Source organism: Aquimarina discodermiae (genome assembly GCF_040786235.1).
GTDB lineage: Bacteria > Bacteroidota > Bacteroidia > Flavobacteriales > Flavobacteriaceae > Aquimarina.
Genome location: NZ_JBFMKP010000033.1, coordinates 40,979 through 62,357 on the forward strand (window position 1 = coordinate 40,979; position 21,379 = coordinate 62,357).

At 33.4% G+C, this 21,379-nt stretch carries 19 protein-coding genes and 1 pseudogene; 3 read left to right on the top strand and 17 right to left on the bottom strand.

What is annotated here, in order from left to right:
* Positions 1-151 precede the first annotated feature (151 nt).
* The 5 genes and pseudogenes from prfA to ABW636_RS18920 form a co-directional block, all read right to left on the bottom strand.
* On the bottom strand, positions 152-1,228 hold the full coding sequence (gene prfA, locus ABW636_RS18900; protein ID WP_367591640.1) for a peptide chain release factor 1: 1,077 nt from the start codon (positions 1,226-1,228) through the stop codon (positions 152-154).
* Between the two features lie 97 nt (positions 1,229-1,325).
* Positions 1,326-1,547, bottom strand: a pseudogene (locus tag ABW636_RS18905) (hypothetical protein); the annotation flags it as partial.
* 12 nt (positions 1,548-1,559) lie between these two features.
* Entirely contained in the window at positions 1,560-1,697 is a 138-nt protein-coding gene (locus tag ABW636_RS18910) for a hypothetical protein (RefSeq protein ID WP_367591642.1), read from the bottom strand.
* A gap of 224 nt (positions 1,698-1,921) precedes the next feature.
* Positions 1,922-3,478 carry a peptide MFS transporter gene (locus tag ABW636_RS18915; RefSeq protein ID WP_367591643.1) on the bottom strand — a complete coding sequence of 519 codons (1,557 nt, stop codon included), beginning with the start codon at positions 3,476-3,478 and terminating at the stop codon, positions 1,922-1,924.
* Between the two features lie 490 nt (positions 3,479-3,968).
* Positions 3,969-5,078: a hypothetical protein gene (locus tag ABW636_RS18920; protein ID WP_367591644.1), complete on the bottom strand. Its 1,110-nt coding sequence runs from the start codon at positions 5,076-5,078 to the stop codon at positions 3,969-3,971.
* 606 nt (positions 5,079-5,684) lie between these two features.
* On the opposite strand from ABW636_RS18920, the gene ABW636_RS18925 reads away from it, so the two are divergent.
* Positions 5,685-5,942, top strand: a complete 258-nt coding sequence (locus tag ABW636_RS18925; RefSeq protein WP_367591645.1) for a hypothetical protein — start codon at positions 5,685-5,687, stop codon at positions 5,940-5,942.
* 55 nt (positions 5,943-5,997) lie between these two features.
* Here ABW636_RS18925 and ABW636_RS18930 read toward each other — a convergent pair whose 3' ends face one another.
* The 5 genes from ABW636_RS18930 to ABW636_RS18950 form a co-directional block, all read right to left on the bottom strand.
* Positions 5,998-6,315: a cupin domain-containing protein gene (locus ABW636_RS18930; RefSeq protein WP_367591646.1), complete on the bottom strand. Its 318-nt coding sequence runs from the start codon at positions 6,313-6,315 to the stop codon at positions 5,998-6,000.
* Between the two features lie 6 nt (positions 6,316-6,321).
* Positions 6,322-6,867 carry a GNAT family N-acetyltransferase gene (locus tag ABW636_RS18935; RefSeq protein ID WP_367591647.1) on the bottom strand — a complete coding sequence of 182 codons (546 nt, stop codon included), beginning with the start codon at positions 6,865-6,867 and terminating at the stop codon, positions 6,322-6,324.
* A gap of 540 nt (positions 6,868-7,407) precedes the next feature.
* Positions 7,408-8,166: an NYN domain-containing protein gene (locus tag ABW636_RS18940; protein WP_367591648.1), complete on the bottom strand. Its 759-nt coding sequence runs from the start codon at positions 8,164-8,166 to the stop codon at positions 7,408-7,410.
* A gap of 57 nt (positions 8,167-8,223) precedes the next feature.
* Positions 8,224-8,865 (bottom strand): DUF6563 family protein, encoded by a 642-nt coding sequence (locus ABW636_RS18945; protein WP_367591649.1) that lies wholly within the window; start codon positions 8,863-8,865, stop codon positions 8,224-8,226.
* A gap of 56 nt (positions 8,866-8,921) precedes the next feature.
* Positions 8,922-10,100, bottom strand: coding sequence for an AIR synthase related protein (locus ABW636_RS18950; protein WP_367591650.1), 1,179 nt, complete (start codon positions 10,098-10,100; stop codon positions 8,922-8,924).
* A 449-nt stretch (positions 10,101-10,549) separates the two neighbouring features.
* Here ABW636_RS18950 and ABW636_RS18955 point away from each other — a divergent pair, with 449 nt between their 5' ends.
* Positions 10,550-10,933, top strand: a complete 384-nt coding sequence (locus ABW636_RS18955; RefSeq protein WP_367591651.1) for a hypothetical protein — start codon at positions 10,550-10,552, stop codon at positions 10,931-10,933.
* 165 nt (positions 10,934-11,098) lie between these two features.
* Here the strand turns inward: ABW636_RS18955 and ABW636_RS18960 are convergent, their stop codons facing one another.
* The 7 genes from ABW636_RS18960 to ABW636_RS18990 form a co-directional block, all read right to left on the bottom strand.
* Positions 11,099-12,589 carry a carboxypeptidase regulatory-like domain-containing protein gene (locus ABW636_RS18960; RefSeq protein ID WP_367591652.1) on the bottom strand — a complete coding sequence of 497 codons (1,491 nt, stop codon included), beginning with the start codon at positions 12,587-12,589 and terminating at the stop codon, positions 11,099-11,101.
* A 3-nt stretch (positions 12,590-12,592) separates the two neighbouring features.
* Positions 12,593-13,975, bottom strand: coding sequence for a CsgG/HfaB family protein (locus ABW636_RS18965; protein WP_367591653.1), 1,383 nt, complete (start codon positions 13,973-13,975; stop codon positions 12,593-12,595).
* 6 nt (positions 13,976-13,981) lie between these two features.
* On the bottom strand, positions 13,982-14,389 hold the full coding sequence (locus ABW636_RS18970; protein WP_367591654.1) for a curli production assembly/transport component CsgF: 408 nt from the start codon (positions 14,387-14,389) through the stop codon (positions 13,982-13,984).
* A 157-nt stretch (positions 14,390-14,546) separates the two neighbouring features.
* Positions 14,547-15,269, bottom strand: coding sequence for a CsgE family curli-type amyloid fiber assembly protein (locus tag ABW636_RS18975; protein WP_367591655.1), 723 nt, complete (start codon positions 15,267-15,269; stop codon positions 14,547-14,549).
* A gap of 16 nt (positions 15,270-15,285) precedes the next feature.
* Complete coding sequence (locus ABW636_RS18980) at positions 15,286-15,813, bottom strand: hypothetical protein (RefSeq protein ID WP_367591656.1); 528 nt, start codon at positions 15,811-15,813, stop codon at positions 15,286-15,288.
* A 97-nt stretch (positions 15,814-15,910) separates the two neighbouring features.
* Positions 15,911-17,440, bottom strand: coding sequence for a hypothetical protein (locus ABW636_RS18985; RefSeq protein ID WP_367591657.1), 1,530 nt, complete (start codon positions 17,438-17,440; stop codon positions 15,911-15,913).
* 362 nt (positions 17,441-17,802) lie between these two features.
* Positions 17,803-19,989: a glutamine synthetase III family protein gene (locus tag ABW636_RS18990; protein WP_367591658.1), complete on the bottom strand. Its 2,187-nt coding sequence runs from the start codon at positions 19,987-19,989 to the stop codon at positions 17,803-17,805.
* A 219-nt stretch (positions 19,990-20,208) separates the two neighbouring features.
* Here ABW636_RS18990 and ABW636_RS18995 point away from each other — a divergent pair, with 219 nt between their 5' ends.
* Positions 20,209-21,231, top strand: coding sequence for a glutamine synthetase beta-grasp domain-containing protein (locus tag ABW636_RS18995; protein ID WP_367591659.1), 1,023 nt, complete (start codon positions 20,209-20,211; stop codon positions 21,229-21,231).
* Positions 21,232-21,379: the final 148 nt, after the last annotated feature.

Genomic DNA, 21,379 nt, shown 5'->3' on the forward strand with positions numbered 1-21,379 from the left:
AAAATGACAAATCTCTTTTGAAGTTAACAATTAGATGATTTTTATTTTCCTGTAGCAAAAATGAGGTCTTTCTATCGGTTATGAAATTTGCATAAAAAAAGCCTCATAGCGTTCGTATGAGGCCTTTTAATTATTTTATCTTGGACTACACTTATAACATCTCGTTAGATTCTTTCAGTTTTTCTGTATTCTCTACTAACTGAAGCTCATCAATAATTTTTTGAATATCTCCATCAATAATATTTCCCAAATCATACAAGGTTAGCCCTATACGGTGATCGGTAACACGCCCTTGAGGGTAATTATAGGTTCTAATTTTTGCAGAACGGTCCCCAGAGGATACCATACTTTTTCTTTTTTCTGAATCTGCTGCTTGTTTTTTGGCCAGTTCTAACTCATACAATCTGGATCTTAGAACTTTAAGCGCTTTTTCCAGGTTTTTGTGCGATGATTTTTGATCCTGACAACTTACAATCATTCCTGTGGGTTCGTGATGTAGTTTGATCGCAGAATAGGTAGTATTTACCGATTGTCCTCCTGGTCCTGTAGAAGTAGTTCTTTCTATTCGTACCTCTTGCATATCCAACTCTACATCAAATTCTTCTGCTTCAGGAAGCACCATTACGGTTGCTGCACTGGTATGAACACGTCCCTGAGTTTCTGTTTGAGGGACACGTTGTACACGATGTACACCTGCCTCAAATTTCATGGTACCATAGGCATCTTCTCCATTTACTTCAAAAATGATTTCTTTATACCCACCGCTTGTACCTTCATTAAGATCTACAACACTTGTAGACCAACCTTTTCCTTCGCAATATTTGGTATACATTCTAAACAGATCTCCCGCAAAAATACTCGCTTCATCCCCTCCTGTTCCTGCACGAATCTCTACGACACAATTTTTAGCATCTTCGGGATCTTTAGGAACCAACATAAATCGTATTTTCTCTTCTAGTTCAGGTAGCTCTTCTTTGGCCTCTTCTAATTGCATTTTTGCCATATCGACCATTTCTGCATCGCTACCATCTGCTATTATTTCTTCGGCTTCCTTAAGATTGTCTGTAAGCTCGATATAACGATCTCGCTCATCCATAATCGCTTTAAGATCTTTATACTCTTTATTAAGTTTTATGTACCTTTTTTGATCAGCAATGATATCGGGCTGAATGATCAAATCACTCACCTCATCAAATCGTTGCTTAACAATATTTAATTTATCAATCATAATGTATCCTTACAGTCTGTAAAATTTACAAAAGTAAGCTTTTTTGTCCAAAACACATATTGTAAAACTAAATAGCTCTCTAAAGAATATTATTTTTCTATTCAATTATAATTTTTCGCACATAACTTTTGCCTGGTATTTCCAGCATCAAAGAATAGATTCTAAATGGTAATTCTCCTTGTAGGTTAAAAGGAATGAAGTATTCTGAGTTTCCTGTTCCTTGAAATCTTTTTAGAACTTTATTATTAGTAACACTAAATAGTTTTATATTTATTGGCATTGCCACATAAAACACAAGGCTTATTGTAAAGTTTCCAGAGGTTGGATTAGGTTACAACAAGTATTCCTTAACTTCTTCTGAAAATTGTTCATTTTCATTAAAAGAATGATCTCTTATGACTATTTTTTTAAATGTATATTCTTTACAGTCTCCTATGTGTGTACGCAAACCTATTTCATATTCTCCCATTTTTTCTAAGGATTTTATAAAATACTTTTGTTGTTTTCACAAGGATATCAATCTTTAAAACATTTCTGATCTATAATTCTTTACTTACCAAAAACATAAATATTTCTGACGTAAGAATAGATTGAAAAAATTCACTCCAACTTTTGTGTTTTTTTCTAATAAAAAAAGAATCATTCGTTTAAAACGAGTGATTCTTTTTCACACAAAAATATCTGCAACTACAATTAAGATATCCCAGACATTAACCTTTTAATTACAGGAGAAATAAAAATTGCCAACATACCAATTGCCATAGTGATTACACCAAAAACCGCATATACAGACACATAAGAATATAATTGTTGCATAGGTTCTATGGCTCCTGCTAGAGTATCGGCAGATAAGCCCGTTATTGTTTCTGTGATGGTTCCAAAAACTCCTTCAGAAAAAATAGGTGCTTCACCTTCTGTTACCGTGGTTAGCTGTGCAATTTTTCCTGCAAAAAAATGACCATAAAAATTTGCCGAAAGCCATACTCCCATAATAAACGTAATATATTTTATAGGGGACAATTCTGTTATTTTAGAAAGCCCGATAGGAGATAAGAACAATTCACCCACTGTAAGTACAAAATATCCCAATATTAAGTAAAACATCGGTGTTTTGGCAAACTGATCTACCTCTTGCGCAGCTGCTCCAAAAATTACAAACCCAGCACCTAGAAGTAACATCCCAACTCCCATTTTGAAGGGAGAACTTGGATTTGCTCCACGTCTGGCTAAGAAGGTCCATAGCATTGCAAAAGGGATTGCCAGTATTACAATCCACGCCGCATTGATACTATTGGTCTGTGCAGCATTGATTCCTATCAGATTTACACTTCTGTCGGCAAAAAGTGTTAGAGAGCTTCCTGCTTGCTCAAAAACAGCAGAAAAAAGGGCATACAAGGCGGTAAAATACATGGCGACAACTAACCGCTTACGTTCTTTGATTGATACATTCTTTAGTATATACATAATGTATGTTCCTAAGAATAAAGTTGCAATCCACACCAAATAGTGTTCAAACTCGTTAAACTTAACGATCAAAGCGAACACAGGCACAGACAAAATAGCCATACACCATATTTGACCACCTTTGTTAAGCCCTCTAATTTTTTTCTTGTAATTATCATCATTTGGTACTAATCCTTTATTTCTAAAGACATTATTTTGTTCTCCTCTTTTAAATACTACTAATCCAATTAACATTCCTATCCCTGCTAACAAAAACCCATAGTGCCACCCATACACTTCTGCAAACCATGCACAGATCAAAGGAGCTGAAGCAGCACCTACATTAATTCCTAAATAGAAAATGGTAAACCCAGCATCTCTTCTTTTATCTGCCTTTTCATATAATGAACCCAATAAAGTCGAGATATTGGGTTTAAAAAAACCATTACCAACTATTATAAGCGCCAATGAACCATAAAAAAACAAAGGAGTTTCTATGGTTAAAAAAAAATGACCTGCAGCCATTAAAATACCCCCCATCACAATTGATTTTCTATAGCCCATATATTTATCGGCAATGATACCTCCAATCAGAGGTGTGACATACACCAATGACATATAGGCCGCCATAATACCAAAAGATGCTTTATCAGAATATAGTAAGTGCTTGGTCATATACAATACCAAAAGTGCTTTCATCCCATAAAATGAAAAACGTTCCCATAATTCGGCAAAAAACAAGTAAGCCAATCCCTTTGGGTGCCCTAGTACTCCGCGATTATCAATAGTAATTTGATCAGAATTCATATGCTGTGTTTAAATTATAAAACACAAAACAGACATAGTTTTCTAATTTTTAAAAATGATGTACTAAAAAATAGCAATTAATAGTAATTTGTTGCTGCAATACAAGTGATTACAAATAATCACAAATCACATATACAACTAAATATCAACATACTAAACCTTATCAACCTAAATTATTTAGAATTATTCTATAGTTAGGAATTTTGCCCTGCGTTTTGAAACATGACTTTCCCATAGGGGAAAAACGTCCTGCGTTTTGAGGCACAATTTTCCTGCCTCAGAAAAACGTCTCTCAAAATGAGGCATTACATTCCTGATCAATATTTGATGTCTCAAAATATAAGTGTACAAGAAGATGATGTAATGTTAAAGTCTTAAAAAACCTAACAACATTTAAACCCCAAAGGTTTTCCAAACCTTTGAGGTTTTGTAATCTTATACTAATTACTAAATAAAAGTGACAATTACCATTCTTAAATAATTAATAAAACTATTCATTCAAGCCAGACTCTTGTAGTAAGGTGTTATCTATTTTTATATTTTCTGGAATTACTCTTAGTCGATATCTTCCTTGCCCCATAAACATAAACAAGTCCTTTCTCTCTAATTTTGATTCGACCTCGGGTTCGAGGATATCATTTATATTTTCGATGATACGACTCAAATAGGTTTGACTTTTAATCTCGCCTCCAGAGTTTACCATAAGATATTGTTCTTTTCCTTCTTTATATTTTCTTTTTACAGCAAATCTTAAAAGGTTCTTGTACTGTGTAGTTTTAGAGCCAAAATCTATGGTTTTATCATAAATTGACTTAGACGGTATCGTAATTTTAACCAAAGACCAATCCATAAATTTGATGGTCATTTCACTAGGTTTTGGTGTTAATGCCAATTGAATTACCCAACTTGTAGCAAGCACCAAAAAGATGGATATAAAAGAGGTTTTGGCCACAATCTTTATCAAATTTTCATACAATTCATTACTCATTACCACAAAAACATCGGGCATTTGTGATATGAGCATCAGCAAAAATGTCAAAACAGAAATGATGGCCACTGGTTGTAATCCACGATTCATAAATGTTCGATAAAAGGATACCATAAACAACCAGGTAAGGATGCAGGAAAATAGAAAATCTGGCACTCCGCTAATTCGAATTCCATTAATCACCGGATTATCCTTAAAACTCTGAGCAAGTATAAAAGTCACTCCAGATACTAACAAAGCTATGCCAATAAGTAAAAGTGTATTTTTTTTATTTTTTGACAAAAATTGTGGTGCAAATTCAAAATAAAAAAGCGCCATGATCAATACCAATGTATTTACTACTGAAAACAATCTGTAACCAATATCATATAGGATGGTCTCTGTAAAAGAAAAAAGATGTCCTATATAGATCCATCCTCCCGAAAATACCCAAACAAAAAGTGCCATGCTTAAATACAGCAGCCCTTTATCTTTCCTTTTTTGTGCATCATCTTCTTCTAGAAACTGACTAAAACGTTTTCTAATATTATACCATATGGCCAATAACACAATACCCCCTATAAGTGCAATGCACATATGTGCCAGGCTATAAAATCTTGTGATATCGGACATAGATTCGTTTCTAAGAATTTATGACCAATTTACGTATATATAGCTAAATCAACATAAATTGACATTAATCTTTCTAGTAAAAAATCGAATTTCTGCGTTAAAAACACTCGTCTTAGCCCAGCTATGACCTTTCTCACTGCTCTATCTCGCACATTGCTTTCGCTATGTCGTGCCATAAATTTTCAACTTTTTCCTTTATAAATCTTTTATGCCACTTTATATTAATTTAGCTATATCTGTAAAACAAGAATTGTGGATTAAAAAAATTAATACTACTCATTTCAAAAATATAATTCAATTTTTGCCTTATTTCTTACAAATAAACCATATAAAAATAGGGGTTTTTCTATACTTTTTCGTCATATATAAAACTAACATAGTTACATACAAGATATTCTAGAGTATCTGGATAAGAGGTTTTAAAAACTTAATTACATCTTTTATGCAATGATATCATTTATGCCTATGAGATTTAACCCGCTTTATGTATAAAAAACAGGGTTAAATTATGTAAAGAACATTAATCAATATATAAATTAAACACACAACATGCCCTTTTTAACTCTCCTACTTACGATTATCCTGATATTAGTTTGTTTTAAGAATTTGAAACTGAACAAAGAAAAAACAGTATTAGAAAAGAAACTTAAAACGGTATCTAAAGATTTTTTTAACTACAAGAATAACATAAAGTACTTAAAGCAATATAATTCTATAAGAAATAAAGAAGAAAAGCTTGAAAAATTAATCAAACGAATGGAATATGTCTTAGACAAGACCAACAAAGAAATAAGCAAAAGGGAAAAAGAATCAGACGATCTTGCTATAGAAATTTATACAAAACAAAAGTTTCTACAAAACTAGTACATTCACAATCTTTCTTTCTAAAAATACTATCTCTCAAAACAAAAAGTGGCATCTATATTTTATAATCTTCACGAACAGGACTAAAAACATCAAATAGTTTACAATCTGTAAGTGCAACACCCCCGTGAGGAACATTAGATGGAATAACAGCCATGCTCCCTGGTTCATACACCTTGGTGTTACCATCAACAGTAAACTCAAATTTACCTTCTATCACCTGCATGGTTTGTTCATGCATATGAGAGTGTATAGGTATTGCTGCTCCCTTTTCTACTTCCCAGAAAGCAAGGGTAGTATTTTCTGTATGTACAAATCTTGCTTTATACCCTTTTATTATTTCTCGGGGTTCTATTTTTGAAATATCTATCATAACGTATCACTTTTTACAATTTTTTGCTATCCATTCTGTTTTTTTGGCACCATACCAATTATGAGTAACCCCTTCAAAATCAAAAGTCTCAATAAATTTTAATCCCCCCTTTTTAAGTATTTTATTTGATGCTATATTATTAACATCTGCCGCACCATTAATTTCCTTTAGATTCAATGTATTAAATCCATATTTTAGTGATTCCCTAGCGGTCTCGGTGGCAATTCCTTTCCCCCAGTATTTTTTTCTTATTCTATACCCTAAATCATAATAACTTAGGTTTTTTCGTACACTCTGTTCATATTTCAACCCTGTCCAACCAATAAAATCATTTGTAATCTTATCAACAATTGCCAAACGCCCCATTTCGTTATCGATATATTGTTCCCTAATAAAATTTATGACTTGCCTAGCTTCTTCCTTTGTTTTAACAGGTTCATTTCCTATATATTTATGCACTTCTGGATCAGAATCAAGTTCAAACATACCATTTACATCATCTTCTTCTATATTCCTTATAATAAACCTTTCAGTTTCTATTCGAATTTTCATTGGTACTTTAATTCAAATTGTGAGTTAATTCTCTGAGGCTTGCCTCGAAATGTAAAAACTATTTTTCTGCTGGATACCTCAAGTTTGCTCCGAGGTAGTTGACTATATTCTTATCTAATAAGAACTAGGAGTCATCTATAGCGATTAAAAATGTCTATTTTGATTATAATACCATTTCTCAAATGATACTCCCTACTAAAATTGTTTCTTTTTGATTCAGTTAACAGTAAAATCATTTAAGAACAGGTATAAAACCTCCAGTTTTAGACATTATACGATACAAGTTTAACAAAAAAAGTTGCCGAATAGGTAACTTTTAACGTTTCTATTATACTTTTAATTGAATGTCTGGAATGAATAATAATTCATCATTGTCGACCTGAACTTATTTCAAGATCTTGTCATAAAAACTTACTTATCAACATGATGAGATTCTGAAATAAATTCAGAATTACATTAAAAACATCATTAGTACACAAAATAGATACTCATATATTTTTATAACATTTGGCTAAAAAGCGTTGCTATCTTGCAGGGTAGTTATGATTTTTTAGTCTTTGGTATATGCTTTTCTTTAATTCTAACGAATATTAATTTGTGTCGTCTTTTTTGATTTTCGCGTTGTTCAACTTCGAATTTATCAATCGATTTAATAAGTGGTGTGAGTTTTTCAAACCCGTAGTTTCTTGAATCAAAATTAGGACGCTTTTTCTGAAGTAAACTCCCAACGTCTCCTAGAAAAGCCCATCCGTCTTCATCAGATAAATCCTTGATAGTTGAAGATATAAGGTTTATCTCCTTTTTAGTTATTTTATCAATTACAGCTTTGCTCTCTTCCTTGGATTCATTTTTATCCTCTGATTGCTGCTTTAATATTTCTATATAGATGAATTTGTCACACGCTACAATAAAGGGGTTGGGTGTCTTTTTCTCTCCAATCCCTATTACTTGCATTCCTGCTTCTCTAAGTCGTGTTGCCAAACGAGTAAAATCACTGTCGCTAGAAACAAGGCAAAACCCATCGACTTTCCCACTATAGAGAATGTCCATAGCATCAATTATCATTGCAGAATCGGTAGCATTCTTTCCTGTTGTATATCCATATTGTTGGATTGGAGTAATTGCATTTTCCAGTAAAAGATTCTTCCATTTGGTCAGACCTGGCCTAGTCCAATCTCCGTAAATTCTTTTGATAGTGGGATTGCCGTATTTGGCAATTTCCTCCATCATTTCTTTTACATGAGCAGAAGGTATATTATCTCCATCGATGAGGACAGCCATTTGTGTATTTACATCCATTTAATCTTTTCTGTTTATGTGTATAACGTTTCAAGTAAAAAAGCGTTTTAATGTTTTTTACTTTTGTGTTGGTAATAGTTTGTTTTTTTCTTTTCGATCAAAGTATTTTAGAAAATATTCTTTTAAAATTTTGTGTTTCTTTTTTCTCTTTTTAAATTCCATCAATAATTCTGGGTCATCCGAAATTATTTTTTTCAAGACTCTTTTTGAGAGAACTGATACTTGTCTATTATTTAAGTTTAGTACCATATATATCCGATTTGACATCGCTATATTACCATTTCCAGTATTTATGCTACTTGACCCAACACCTTCATAAAGACAATATTCACCCACAAAATCCAATTGAGAAAAATTCGTTTTTGGTTTTAATTGGACTCTATAATACCCTTTTATATAAATATGTTCTCCATCACAAAATCCGTATATAGGGCCAATTGATTTTGATTGTTCTTTAGTAACATCCAATCGATAAAAAGTTACTATTTCTCTATTGTTTATGGGACCATATTTTTTATTTTTCGCTAAAATTTCATAGTCTAACTTAAGTGAAGGTTTATTATATTTAAACTCTTCATAGTTTTTATAAATACCTTTTTTTAAGTTTGATAAATCATCTATAATTAGAGTTTGAGCATTTAAGCAGAAGTTTGCTAAAAAAACAAAAATTAATATCAATGAATAATTTAATGTTTTCATTTGATTATTAAGTTAAATATTATTTAACTTTTGGGAATATTTATGATTATTATCAACTAGTATATATAAGTACCAAATTCACTAGTAATGGTCAATTTCTTCTCTTCTGAAGCTTCTACCCTACCTACTATTTGTGCATCGATATTAAAGCTTTTAGAGATTGCAATAATATCTTCTGCTATTTCCTGACTAACATACAACTCCATACGATGTCCCATATTAAATACCTGATACATCTCTTTCCAATCTGTTCCAGAGTTTTCTTGGATCAGCTTAAATAAAGGTGGTACTTCAAATAAGTTATCTTTTACAATATGTAGATTGTCTATAAAATGAAGTATTTTGGTTTGCGCTCCACCGCTACAATGTACCATTCCGTGTATATCCTGACTATTATATTTTGATAAGATTTTCTTTATTACAGGTGCATACGTTCTGGTAGGAGACAATACCAATTTACCTGCATCTATTGGAGCATCTTTTACCTCATCTGTCAAATTCGTTTTACCAGAATATACCAGATCAGAGGGTACTGATGGATCAAAACTCTCTGGGTATTTTTTGGCAAGTACTTTACTAAACACATCATGACGCGCAGAGGTTAATCCATTACTCCCCATCCCGCCATTATATTCTTTTTCATAAGTTGCCTGCCCAAAAGATGCCAATCCAACAATAACATCTCCTTCTTTTATATTAGCATTATCGATAACATCTTCTCTTTTCATACGAGCAGTTACTGTAGAGTCAACAATGATTGTACGCACCAAATCTCCCACATCTGCCGTCTCACCTCCTGTAGAATGGATTTCTACTCCAAAGCTTTTAAGTTCTTCTAATAGCTCCTCTGTACCATTTATAATAGCAGATATTACTTCGCCCGGAATCAAGTTTTTATTTCTTCCGATGGTAGAAGACAACATAATATTATCTGTGGCTCCTACACACAACAAATCATCGATATTCATAATCAATGCGTCTTGCGCTATTCCTTTCCAAACAGAAAGATCTCCTGTTTCTTTCCAATACATATATGCCAATGATGATTTGGTTCCTGCTCCATCAGCATGCATAATTAAACAATGCTCTTTATCTCCTGTTAGATAATCCGGAACAATCTTGCAAAACGCTTTTGGAAAAAGCCCTTTATCTATATTCTTGATAGCACTGTGTACATCCTCTTTGGATGCTGATACACCACGCTGAGCATAACGCTTACTTACTTCTTGACTCATTATATTGAAAATTAGAGCGCAAAGATAATTGAATTAATGACGAATTACGAATTACAAAGAATGAAAGTTCTATGTAAAAAAACAAACTCAACTTTAAAATCATATTGCGCTAGATATTTTGATCTTTTTGTACTACTAAAACCTAGCAAAGAAAGTGCTTAACCCTTCATAATGAATATATTGACAAACAGTGAAATATGGTGAAATATTTTTTTTGAAAATTAATCAGGAAATTAGAACAGCATCTAATACCAAATTAACAATGAAATAGCGTATTCAAACTTGTTCATTTTCTGTTCTTTACGACATTTCATAATTAAACTTGGTATGATTGAGATAATTGAATTGTGTAGCTACAAGATACTATCTTTTGTGATGACATAGGCGGAACCCGAAAAGTCTATCCTAAAAAATAAGAGTAGGGATTAATTACAAAATTAAATAGTATTATGGGATTTTATTCAAAAGAACCTGTTAACCCAAAAAAAACAACAGTAGAGTATTTATGGACCGGCCTGGGAACTCCGGGAGTTTTTATCGTTAAAGCTGAAGGAGATGCACCTAATTATTCTTATGGCTTTAATCTAATTCGTGACCCTCATTTTGTTGGTGGGTTAAAGATTGACGTAATGGGTTGGACAGGACCATTAGGAAAAGGAACTACTCCGTATGTGGTAAAAGGAACTTTTCCTGGGGAGTTTAGATCAACCATTATAATTTCAGGTTCAAACGGAGATTTTCCTATCGAAGTAAAAGAAATTAAACACGACGAAGTAGATGATTTTGTAAAAGCAAAATCACAAGAGGAACAACACACATTATCTACTAGTTAATAGTACTTATCTAAACAATACCATTTGTCGCTAGAGTTTACCATAAAACAACAATTGGTATGCATTATTTGTTTCGTAAGAAACCTATAACTAGAAACTACACTAAAAGACCTATAGCCAAGGACTATAGGTCTTTTTATATATTAAGTATCTTCGTTTACTTATTTACTTCCAATCTGGCATTTCTCCATTTTCTATGATTGTATTTCTTGTATCTGTATTGGAAATAGTAACGGTTTGAATATTTCTTACAGACACCCCATCATTAGAAGTATTTACCAGAATTGCACTTGCTTCATTCGGAGCGAATCGAGCATCCAAATCATTAGTACCAGCTGGTTTATCTGTAGAGATATCTGTACTTGTTCCTCCTGCAAATTCATAAACAAAAACATGTGTATCTAATTGCCTATAGGTGGTTGGATCTTCTGATCCAGAGATATCTCTACCATACAACAGTTTATCTCCGGCAGCTGATAAATGAATGCTTCCGGCAGCACCATTTTCTCCTGTAAGCACTATATCCTGTACAACTCCTGCATCATTAATTGTAAAAATCTGAACCGAATATCCATCCAGATCATTTGTTTTTATAGCAATTAAACCTGCTGTATCATTTTTATCTACTTCTGTAATCAAATCTCCGGTAGTTTGATAAACAAGGGTTAGCCCGCTTCCATCAGTATTAATACTATATAATTTATTTTGATTTGGGAATAGTAACTTTGCTCCATATTGACTCCATGAAAAATCTATTTCCTCTAGAGAAAAACCCGAAACCCCTATAGAGGAAGTTACCTGTTTTACATTCGTTCCATCTTCATCCATTATAAACAAATGTGTTTGTGAGCCTACAGATTGCAAAAATGCTATTTTACCAGTAGCCACGTTTCTTCTTGGTCTAAAACTATTTTTAGAGCTAGAAGTCAATTCTATTTCTGTACCACCACTTTCATTTGCAGAGTAAATCACACTATTGCCATTGACAATTCTAGTAAAAACAACCCTATTATTTGGTACATCAATCGTTTCAAAAGTAAATGTTGCGCTATTTACTGGAGGATTAATTCCATCACTAGCAGTCACCTGCCAGAAATATCTTGTTGCATACGACAAATCGGTAACTGTATAGGTAGTATCTGTTATGTTTTCAAACACTTCTACACTGGTGTTTTTATCATTTCTTAAGTTTATTACATACGTTAAATCATCTTTATCGGGATCACTAGCACTCCAAACCAACTTAACACTTACGGGTTGATCCAATTCGTTATCCAGAGGCTTACTTAAGGTAGCGGCAGATGGAGGACGGTTATTAGCCGTTTCTACCTTCATCTCAAACACTATTTCTAATTCGTTATCTGTAATTACTGTAATTCCTTCAAAAGCTGCCAAAAGCCCTTCTTTTTGAGCAGAAAGTGAATATTTTCCTGCTGGTACTCCTTTAATTTTATAATCCCCATTCTTATCGGTAAATACAGTACTTGTCCCCGGATTTGTTTCTATTTTCACATTTTCTATGGGTTCATTAGTTCCTTCATTTACTACTCTTCCTGTTATAGATCCCAACCCTTCTAAATCAATGGTATCTTCACTGCAGGAAACCATAATAAAGACTGTAAAAACACCTATTATTTTTATAATATAATTTCTCATGTTTTACTTTATTTTTTTTCTTTTAACCGGGGTACCAAAATACCAGTTAATACCTAAATTAAAATTAAAATACTGATCATCTCTTTTACCTTGCACGATACCATCCAATTCATCGTTAAGCATTAAATTATGAGTAGCTCCCAATGAGGCGCCTATCTTATCTGAAATCATATACTCTATTCCTCCCCCATATTGAAACTTAAACAAGTTCTTTTCAAAATCATCATCATTAACCATCCCGGCTCCTGCAAAAAAGAAAGGAGATAATTTTTCGAAGGGTAATACAGTTATTTCGGCATTCAACTCTATAGCATTAAACCCTCTTGAAAATGATTTTTGATTGATTAATTTAAACTTATTAAAGCTTCCGTTAAAATTAAAATATGGGTTAAAATACCATCTCGATCCTATTTTTGCATCATAACTTAGTTCTGGACTTTTAAGATCTCCACTTATCAAAGAGGTTCCTCCTTTTACAAAAACAGAAGTCTTTGTTCTTCGTTCTTTAAAATATCGATTATATAGAGCAGTATTTTGTGCTTCACTTTTTTCTTTGTTATAGGAAATGATCATATCATTAACCGTTTTCTCTTCTCCTTTTGCAGACCAGAGTTTATCCTCTATTCCTTCTATAATTAAAGAGGAAACAGCTTTTTCTATTGCTTCTGCAACTGCCAGTTGTGCAGGTTCATTTTTTGTAAACCCGGTTTCGGCCTCTAATAATCTTTTAAACTTAACATACCTAAAAAAACTAGCATCTAATGCCTGCGACAAAATGGTTTTGGAAACATAGACTGTCTTTAAAATTTTACCACTAGATGTAGATACTGCTCTTAAATATACCGTAATCCTATCTTGTCTGTATTGAGTAGAACCTCCTACTCCAAAATATCTTGCTCCTAAACCACCCGTTATAATATTAGAATCATAAGATACAATACCACCTTCCAGAATAATACCAGCATACAACAAAGGAGGTAACTGGGGTTCATTAGGGTTTTTATTTTTTCGATATTCTTTTCGGGTAGATCGTATGATATTACGTTCGTTTAGTAAGTTGCTCAGGTTTTCTCTTTCTATAGGTACAAACCATTTGGAGTCTTCGAGCGCTTTTATCAAGATTGTTGTTGCTCCTTGTGTAACCGCTGTACTAAATGTATTTCCTGTTTCTGTAGGTTTGTACTGCCCGGTTTGATCTCTAAATTTATACACTCCCACAACCACGGGTTCTACTGGAGGCACTAATTCTTCTAATATTCTGGTTACCTCTGACCCTTCCCCTAATCTCGCCTTTTCTATAGTTATGGGCTGGTTAAAATATGCTCCACAACTCGTTAACAATAGGGTACCAATAATCAATGTGATAACGTTAAACTTCTTATGCATTAAAAATTAATTAGGAATTATTACTTGAGATTGATCTCCTGTGCTGGTATCCAAAATATTAATAACCAGTCCTTCTCCTGATGGGAAAATTTCTACGAATAGTGTACCAAAATTAAATGTCCCTTCTGTTAGACCATTTTCTCCAAACTGTTCATTAAATAAGGTTCTGGAAATCCTATTGAGTAACTGATTGTTAAGGTTTTCTGTGAATCTCTCTACATCCGATCTTTGATCTCTAGAAGCATCTTTATCATCTGTAAGTTTATTTTGCGCTTCTGCAGCGCTTAAAAGCCATTGATAATTAAATGTATCCCCTCCAAAAGCAGGATTTTTAGGTGTATACACCAAATCCTGTCCAACAGAATTTTTTGGTAAAGCTACTACCAAAAAAAGGGTAATTATTAGTAATCTCATGTGTTTATTCTATTGTTTTAAACTTCTCATAAAACTCGCCCAGTATACTTTGTAATGTATACTTGTTTATTTGGCTCGTTTCATTACTATGTGTTTTTTAATCTAACATTTCCACATACAGAAATGATCTTATTTTTCATACACCGATCATGTCTTTTTAGTATTGAAAAATAGCATGTTTCTGTTTTTTTAAATCTTTAAAATATTTATAGACCTTTCTAATCGAAATCTTTGACATATTATCTAAGTATTCTTGGTCAGGTTTCCCTAAAAATTCATGAACAACTACATCTTCTATTTTTATTTGGATGATCGTGCTTCTACCAAAACTTAGTTTTTCATAAACTCCTACTACTTTATTTCCATTTATTTGATTTAGTATATAAGTATTATAGAAATAATCATAAAAATCCCTTCCTGGTTTGGTTTTGGTTTCGTCAAGTACTATTCCTTTTAACGCTACTCCATCATTTGATGTTTCCTCTTGTTCTTTTATCTCTTCATTTTTTTTTTCGTTGAATGCAATCCTATCCTTCGCTATAATTTTATCTTCTTCATATATCAATAATAACAACACTATTTTAGAATCTTCATCGATTGTGATAGCTGTATTTACCAATTCTTTATTTTCATTTGACTCTAATGTAAATCTCCCTTCCTGAGTATTTTTTGTTACATTGGCATTATTGTCTGTTTTAAAAACAGACAAGACATAGGTCAAACTCTTGTATACTTCGGTTGTATTGACTGCGGTTCCTACAATTATGACTGAGTCATCGATAGTATTTGTCTTTATTTTGGCTACAACCTCTGTATTGGTATATTGTGCCATAGAAAACTGACATATCATAAAAATATGTATCCATACAACAGCTTTCATCTGCATACTTTTTTGATTAAAAACTTCTGATTATGATTGTTCTGGACTCACCAGACATTTTAAATTTTAAGTTTTTTGACAATTCATTACTTCCAAATTTTTCAAAAATGAGATTATTTCCTTCTTGGGTTAACTCTAACTTTGTTGAAATATCAGCATTAAAAGAAAAATCAGTAACAGAATTATTAGTACCTGTTTGTAGGATTGTTTTTTCAACTTCTTTTGCATGCTCATCTATCTCAACTTTATTGTAATCACCATTCTGAACAATGTTTATGTTTGAAAATTCTGATGTACTATTTGAAGTAACTAAATTACCCGTTCCTATTTGCTGTATATACACCATATTACCAATCGAAGAGGTAGTCTGTTGATTTATAAGTTGAGCCGATTCGAACAGAGAGGTACTTTGAGATAGTGTCATGAACTTCTCTTTATCAGAGATCAAATCATTTTCACTCTTTGTTGTTTGGGCATAAGTGCCATACCACAAAAAAGACATGATTATAAAAAGTCCTAACCGTAAATTGATTGTTTTATACATTCTATAAAGGTTTTATCTACAATTACAAAAGAGTTATACAAACCAATAAGCATGGCATGTATAACTCTTTCTTATTATGTTTTAATGAAATAATTCACTACTTAGATCCTCCTCCAGAATTACTCTGGTTAATTACTGCTGCATTATTGGTTCCGTTTTGTAGTAAAATACTAGAATGCATCGTACCAGTCTGATTGACCAAAATGCTATTATTCTCACCAAACTGAGTATTTGTTGATACATTCATATCTCCTATTTGGTATACTTCACTTAGGTTAGCTGCTCCATTCTGAAAAGACATAACCTCATTAAGGTTACCTGTTTGATTTTGAAGGATACTATTTCCTTCTCCAGCAATACCGGTATCTCCTTCTTGGGTAGCCTCTGCACTATTACCATCTCCTATCTGTAGTTGTGTGGTAGTATTTTCTCCTCCAAAGGTTAATACATTTTGCACTGCAGATGCTTTATTTTTATTTCCTTCCTGAGTTTGAGATATAACATTACTTGTTTCTTCATGCCTTGCAAAAGCGTCGTTATCGTTACCTGTTTGTACCTGATCAATTACACCTCCTGTAGAAGCAAAGAAAAGCCCTCCTTGTTGCGCTACTGCATTATTGTTTGCTCCTCTTTGTACTTGAGTCAATGCATTATTGTCTCCCGACTGTGTACCGGTTGCATTGTTTTCATCTCCACTCTGCGATTGATCTGAAGCATTGTTACTTCCATCCTGAGATACTTCTGCATTATTTGCATTACCTACCTGTTGTTGAATTGCAACATTGTCGCCTCCAAAAGCCCCTAAGTTTTGAGTCGCTCTTGCTGTATTACCTTCTCCACTTTGCTCTTGATTGATAACATTATTATTCTCTTCGTGATTTGCGAAAGCGGTATTTTCATCTCCTTGTTGCAACTGTGTCACACTTCCTCCTCGAGAATTATACAACTCGCTTCCTTGAATAGAAGTAGCCGAGTTTCCTCCTCCTTGCTGAATCTGACTTAAAGAATTGTTATCTCCCGACTGTCCTGCCATTGCCATATTTGCGTCACCTATTTGTTGTTGAATCGCAATATTATTATTACCAACTTGCTCTAGAGAGACCATGTTAGCATCTCCCTGTTGTTGCTGTTCACTACCATTTGTAATCCCTAATTGCGAAGCGGTAGCTGTATTGCCATTTCCTATTTGAATCTGAGAAGCAATATTAGCTATACCTTCCTGAGATAGTTCTCCTGTATTTCTATCTCCTTCTTGAGATTGATTTGCAGCATTTATTCCTCCAGAATATTCTAAATTTTGGGTAGCCTTAAGAGAGTTACCGTCCCCTATTTGGTTTTGATAAATTTCGTTACTCATTTCTTCATGCTGGGCAAATGCTGTGTTCTTATTACCTGTTTGTGATTGTTTTACTGTACCATTACTAGAATCAAACGAAGAGCTACCTTGTATGGTCTCTGCTTTATTTGCCATTCCATCCTGTATGGTCATAGAAGAATTTAATTGCCCTATTTGAGTAACAATAACTTCATTATCTTCTCCTTTTTGATTCACATCACTACTATTTGATTGTGCAAAAACTGCCGTAACGCTTAACAAAGCTGCTAGGCTAAAAACTACTTTTTTCATGTGTAATATATATTAAAAGTGATTAATAAGTTTCCTTCTTTATTAATTATAATTCAGAGCAAAAGAATCAGAAGTTTTTAGTATCCATTCATCTATTCGTAAAGATATATTTTGGAATGCGGGGGGTTTATCATAGCTAACAAATTCCAGATTTTATTAGTATGATCAAAAAGTAATTACACTTCTGACCTTATAAATTTAAGGAAATATACAAGCGATTTTTACTGGCCTCAGAACTATTCGATGAAACACATACGGAAAAACCATAGAAAAAATATTTTCCTATGGTTTTAAAGGGGTTCCAATCTGTTAAAATTTTACCAAATAATTGTTTCAAAAAACTACCGTAAGTTTATTCTTACTTATCTAGTGAAGAGCAATTCTCTATATTTTGTTAATGGCCATAATTCATCATCTATTAATAATTCTAGCTTATCACAACTATAGCGAATCTCATCGAACAGAGGTTTTACTTTATTACAATAACTTGATGCTTTCTTTTCTAAATCTGTAAGCTTATTCGCTTTTTTACGCGCCTCGGTCATTTCATTTACTTTTGTATTGATCTTACCGATATGCTCTGATATTTCTTCAATAATTAGCATCTGCTCTGCGGCTAAGTTCTTAAAATCTTTTCCATAAAGTTCTTTTAAGCCCGATACATTACTTATAAGCATATTCTGATATCGAATAGCAGTAGGAATTACATGATTCCTCGCCACATCTCCTAACACTCTACCTTCTATCTGTATGCGCATTACATACTCTTCTACTTCTATTTCATACCTGGCCTCTGATTCAATTTTGTTCATTACTCCCATTTCTTCAAAAAGTTCCAGCGTTTTTTTAGATACTTTGGCTTTTAGAGCTTCTGGAGTAGTTTTATTATTACTCAATCCTCTCTGTTTTGCTTCTTTCTCCCATTCTTTACCGTAACCGTTTCCTTCGAACAGAATATTTTTTGAATCCTTTATGTACTCTCTCAATACATTAAAAATTGCTTCATCTTTTTTTAATTCTTTAGTATCTATCAAATGATCTACTGCCTTTTTAAAATCTTCTAGTTGTTTTGCAACTATTGTATTTAAAATCGTCATCGGATTTGCACAATTGGCTTTGGACCCCACAGCTCTAAACTCAAATTTATTACCTGTAAATGCAAAAGGAGATGTTCTATTTCTATCTGTATTATCCAATAATATTTCTGGTATTTTACCTACCACATTAAGCTTAAGATCTGTTTTTTCTTGTGGAGATAGTTTACCATCGGTCACACCTTCTAATTCTTTAAGCACCGCTGTTAATTGCTCTCCTATAAATACCGACATGATCGCTGGTGGAGCTTCGTTAGCTCCCAGGCGATGGTCATTACTGGCAGAAGCAATACCTGCTCTCATCAACTCTTCATATTCATTAATTGCCTTTATAGTATTTACAAAAAACGTTAAAAACTGAAGGTTACTCATTGGTGTTTTTCCCGGGCTTAACAAATTAACTCCTGTATTCGTACCCAATGACCAATTGTTATGTTTTCCAGAACCATTAACTCCTGCAAATGGTTTTTCATGCAGCAGGACTTTAAATTTATGACGAGCCCCTACTTTCTCCATCACATCCATAAGTAACGAATTATGATCCACTGCCAAATTGGTTTCTTCGTAGATAGGTGCTAATTCAAATTGATTGGGAGCTACTTCATTATGCCTTGTTTTTACTGGTATCCCCAATAACATACATTCTGTTTCCAGATCTCTCATATAATCTAATGCCCTTGTTGGGATACTTCCAAAATAATGATCGTCTAACTGTTGTCCTTTTGCTGGCGAATGCCCTAGTAATGTTCTACCTGTCATCACAATATCTGGTCTCGAATTGGCCAGTGCACTATCAATCAAGAAATACTCTTGCTCCCACCCTAGAGAGGCATTCACCTTTTTTACATTCTTATCAAAATACTTTGCCACCACCGTCGCTGCTGCATCTACCGCTTGCAAAGCTCGTAATAAAGGAGTTTTATAATCCAGAGCTTCTCCTGTATATGCTACAAAAACCGTGGGTATACATAAGGTAGTTCCATAGATAAAAGCGGGAGAAGTAGGGTCCCATGCTGTATAACCTCTTGCTTCAAAAGTATTACGAATTCCTCCATTTGGAAATGAAGATGCATCGGGTTCTTGTTGAACCAACTGATCTCCACCAAACTTTTCTATGGCTTGCCCATTTCCTATCGTTTCAAAAAAAGCATCATGTTTTTCTGCTGTAGCACCGGTCAAAGGTTGAAACCAATGTGTATAATGTGTTACACCTTTAGACAAGGCCCAATCTTTCATAGATGATGATATCTGATCTGCAATCGATCGATCGATTTTAGATCCATTTTCGATAGCATCCATAACGCTAGTATATGCATCCTTGGTTAAATACTGCAACATAGTTGCTTGATTAAAGACATTTTCTCCAAACAATACAGAACGCTTTTCTGTTTCCTTAACAGACACAATATCACGACCTAAGGCCTCTTTTAAAGCTTGAAATCTAAATGTTGACATAATATAATACGTTTTTTATAAGAGATGTTATAATTTTCTATTGCAAAAATAGAAAAAATAACCTTCTAAATATAAATATTAAGCAATATATCCCCTAAAAAAATAGGGGTGTTACAAAAATAACACGTGATTTTAAAAAAACACCCCCTAATAAATGGGGTGTAACCATATATTTTTTAATTTTATACCCGTATTGAACCAATCTATAAAGTGTTAATTATGAGTAAAGCTAAACTAGAATATATTTGGCTAGATGGTTATAAACCAACTGCTAACTTACGAAGCAAAACAAAAATTGAAGAAAACTTTAGTGGTAAACTAGAAGATTGCCCTATGTGGTCTTTTGATGGTAGTTCTACCAGACAAGCAGAAGGAGGCGCTTCTGATTGTCTACTGAAACCTATAGCTATTTATCCAGATCCAGCTAGAAAAGATGGTTATTTGGTAATGACAGAAGTTTTAAACTCTGACGGAACACCTCACGAATCTAATGCAAGAGCCACTATTGATGATGATGGAGATTTTTGGTTTGGTTTTGAACAAGAATACTTTATTATGGATACCAAAACACAACTGCCGTTAGGTTTTCCTGTGGGTGGATATCCTGGACCACAAGGAATGTACTACTGCTCTGTTGGTGGTAAAAACACGCATGGAAGAGATTTTGTTGAAGAACATGCTGATTTATGTATTGCGGCCGGTCTCAATTTTGAAGGAATCAATCAAGAGGTTGCTTCTGGGCAGTGGGAGTTTCAATTATTTGCAAAAGGAGCTAAAAAGGCAGGTGATGAAATCTGGATTGCTCGATATTTACTAGATCGTCTAACAGAACAATATGGATACTACATAGAATACCACCCTAAACCTATTAAAGGAGATTGGAATGGTTCTGGTATGCATGCAAACTTTTCTAATGAAGTATTAAGAACTTGTGGTTCTAAAGAAGTATACGAGACCATCTGTGAAGCTTTTAGACCTGTTACCAAAGAACATATTGCTGTTTATGGAGAATTTAATGATCAACGATTAACAGGAGAACATGAAACACAATCTATACATGAATTCTCTTACGGAATTTCGGATAGAGGAGCTTCAATACGTATTCCAATTATCACAGTAGAAAACGGATGGAAAGGTTGGTTAGAAGACCGTCGTCCTGCATCAAACGGTGACCCATACAAAATTGCCGCTCGAATTGTAAAAACAGTTAAAACAGCAGATATAGAAGCTGTTATGGTATAACAAAACCACCAAACACTTATATTAAATACAAAGAGGTCGTCTAAAAAGTTATTTTTAGGCGATTTTCTTTTTCATCCATTATGGTTTTTGTTGATTTTTTTCAATTTTAGGATTAAAAGATGTGTTTTAAAAAGGCACACGCAATCCT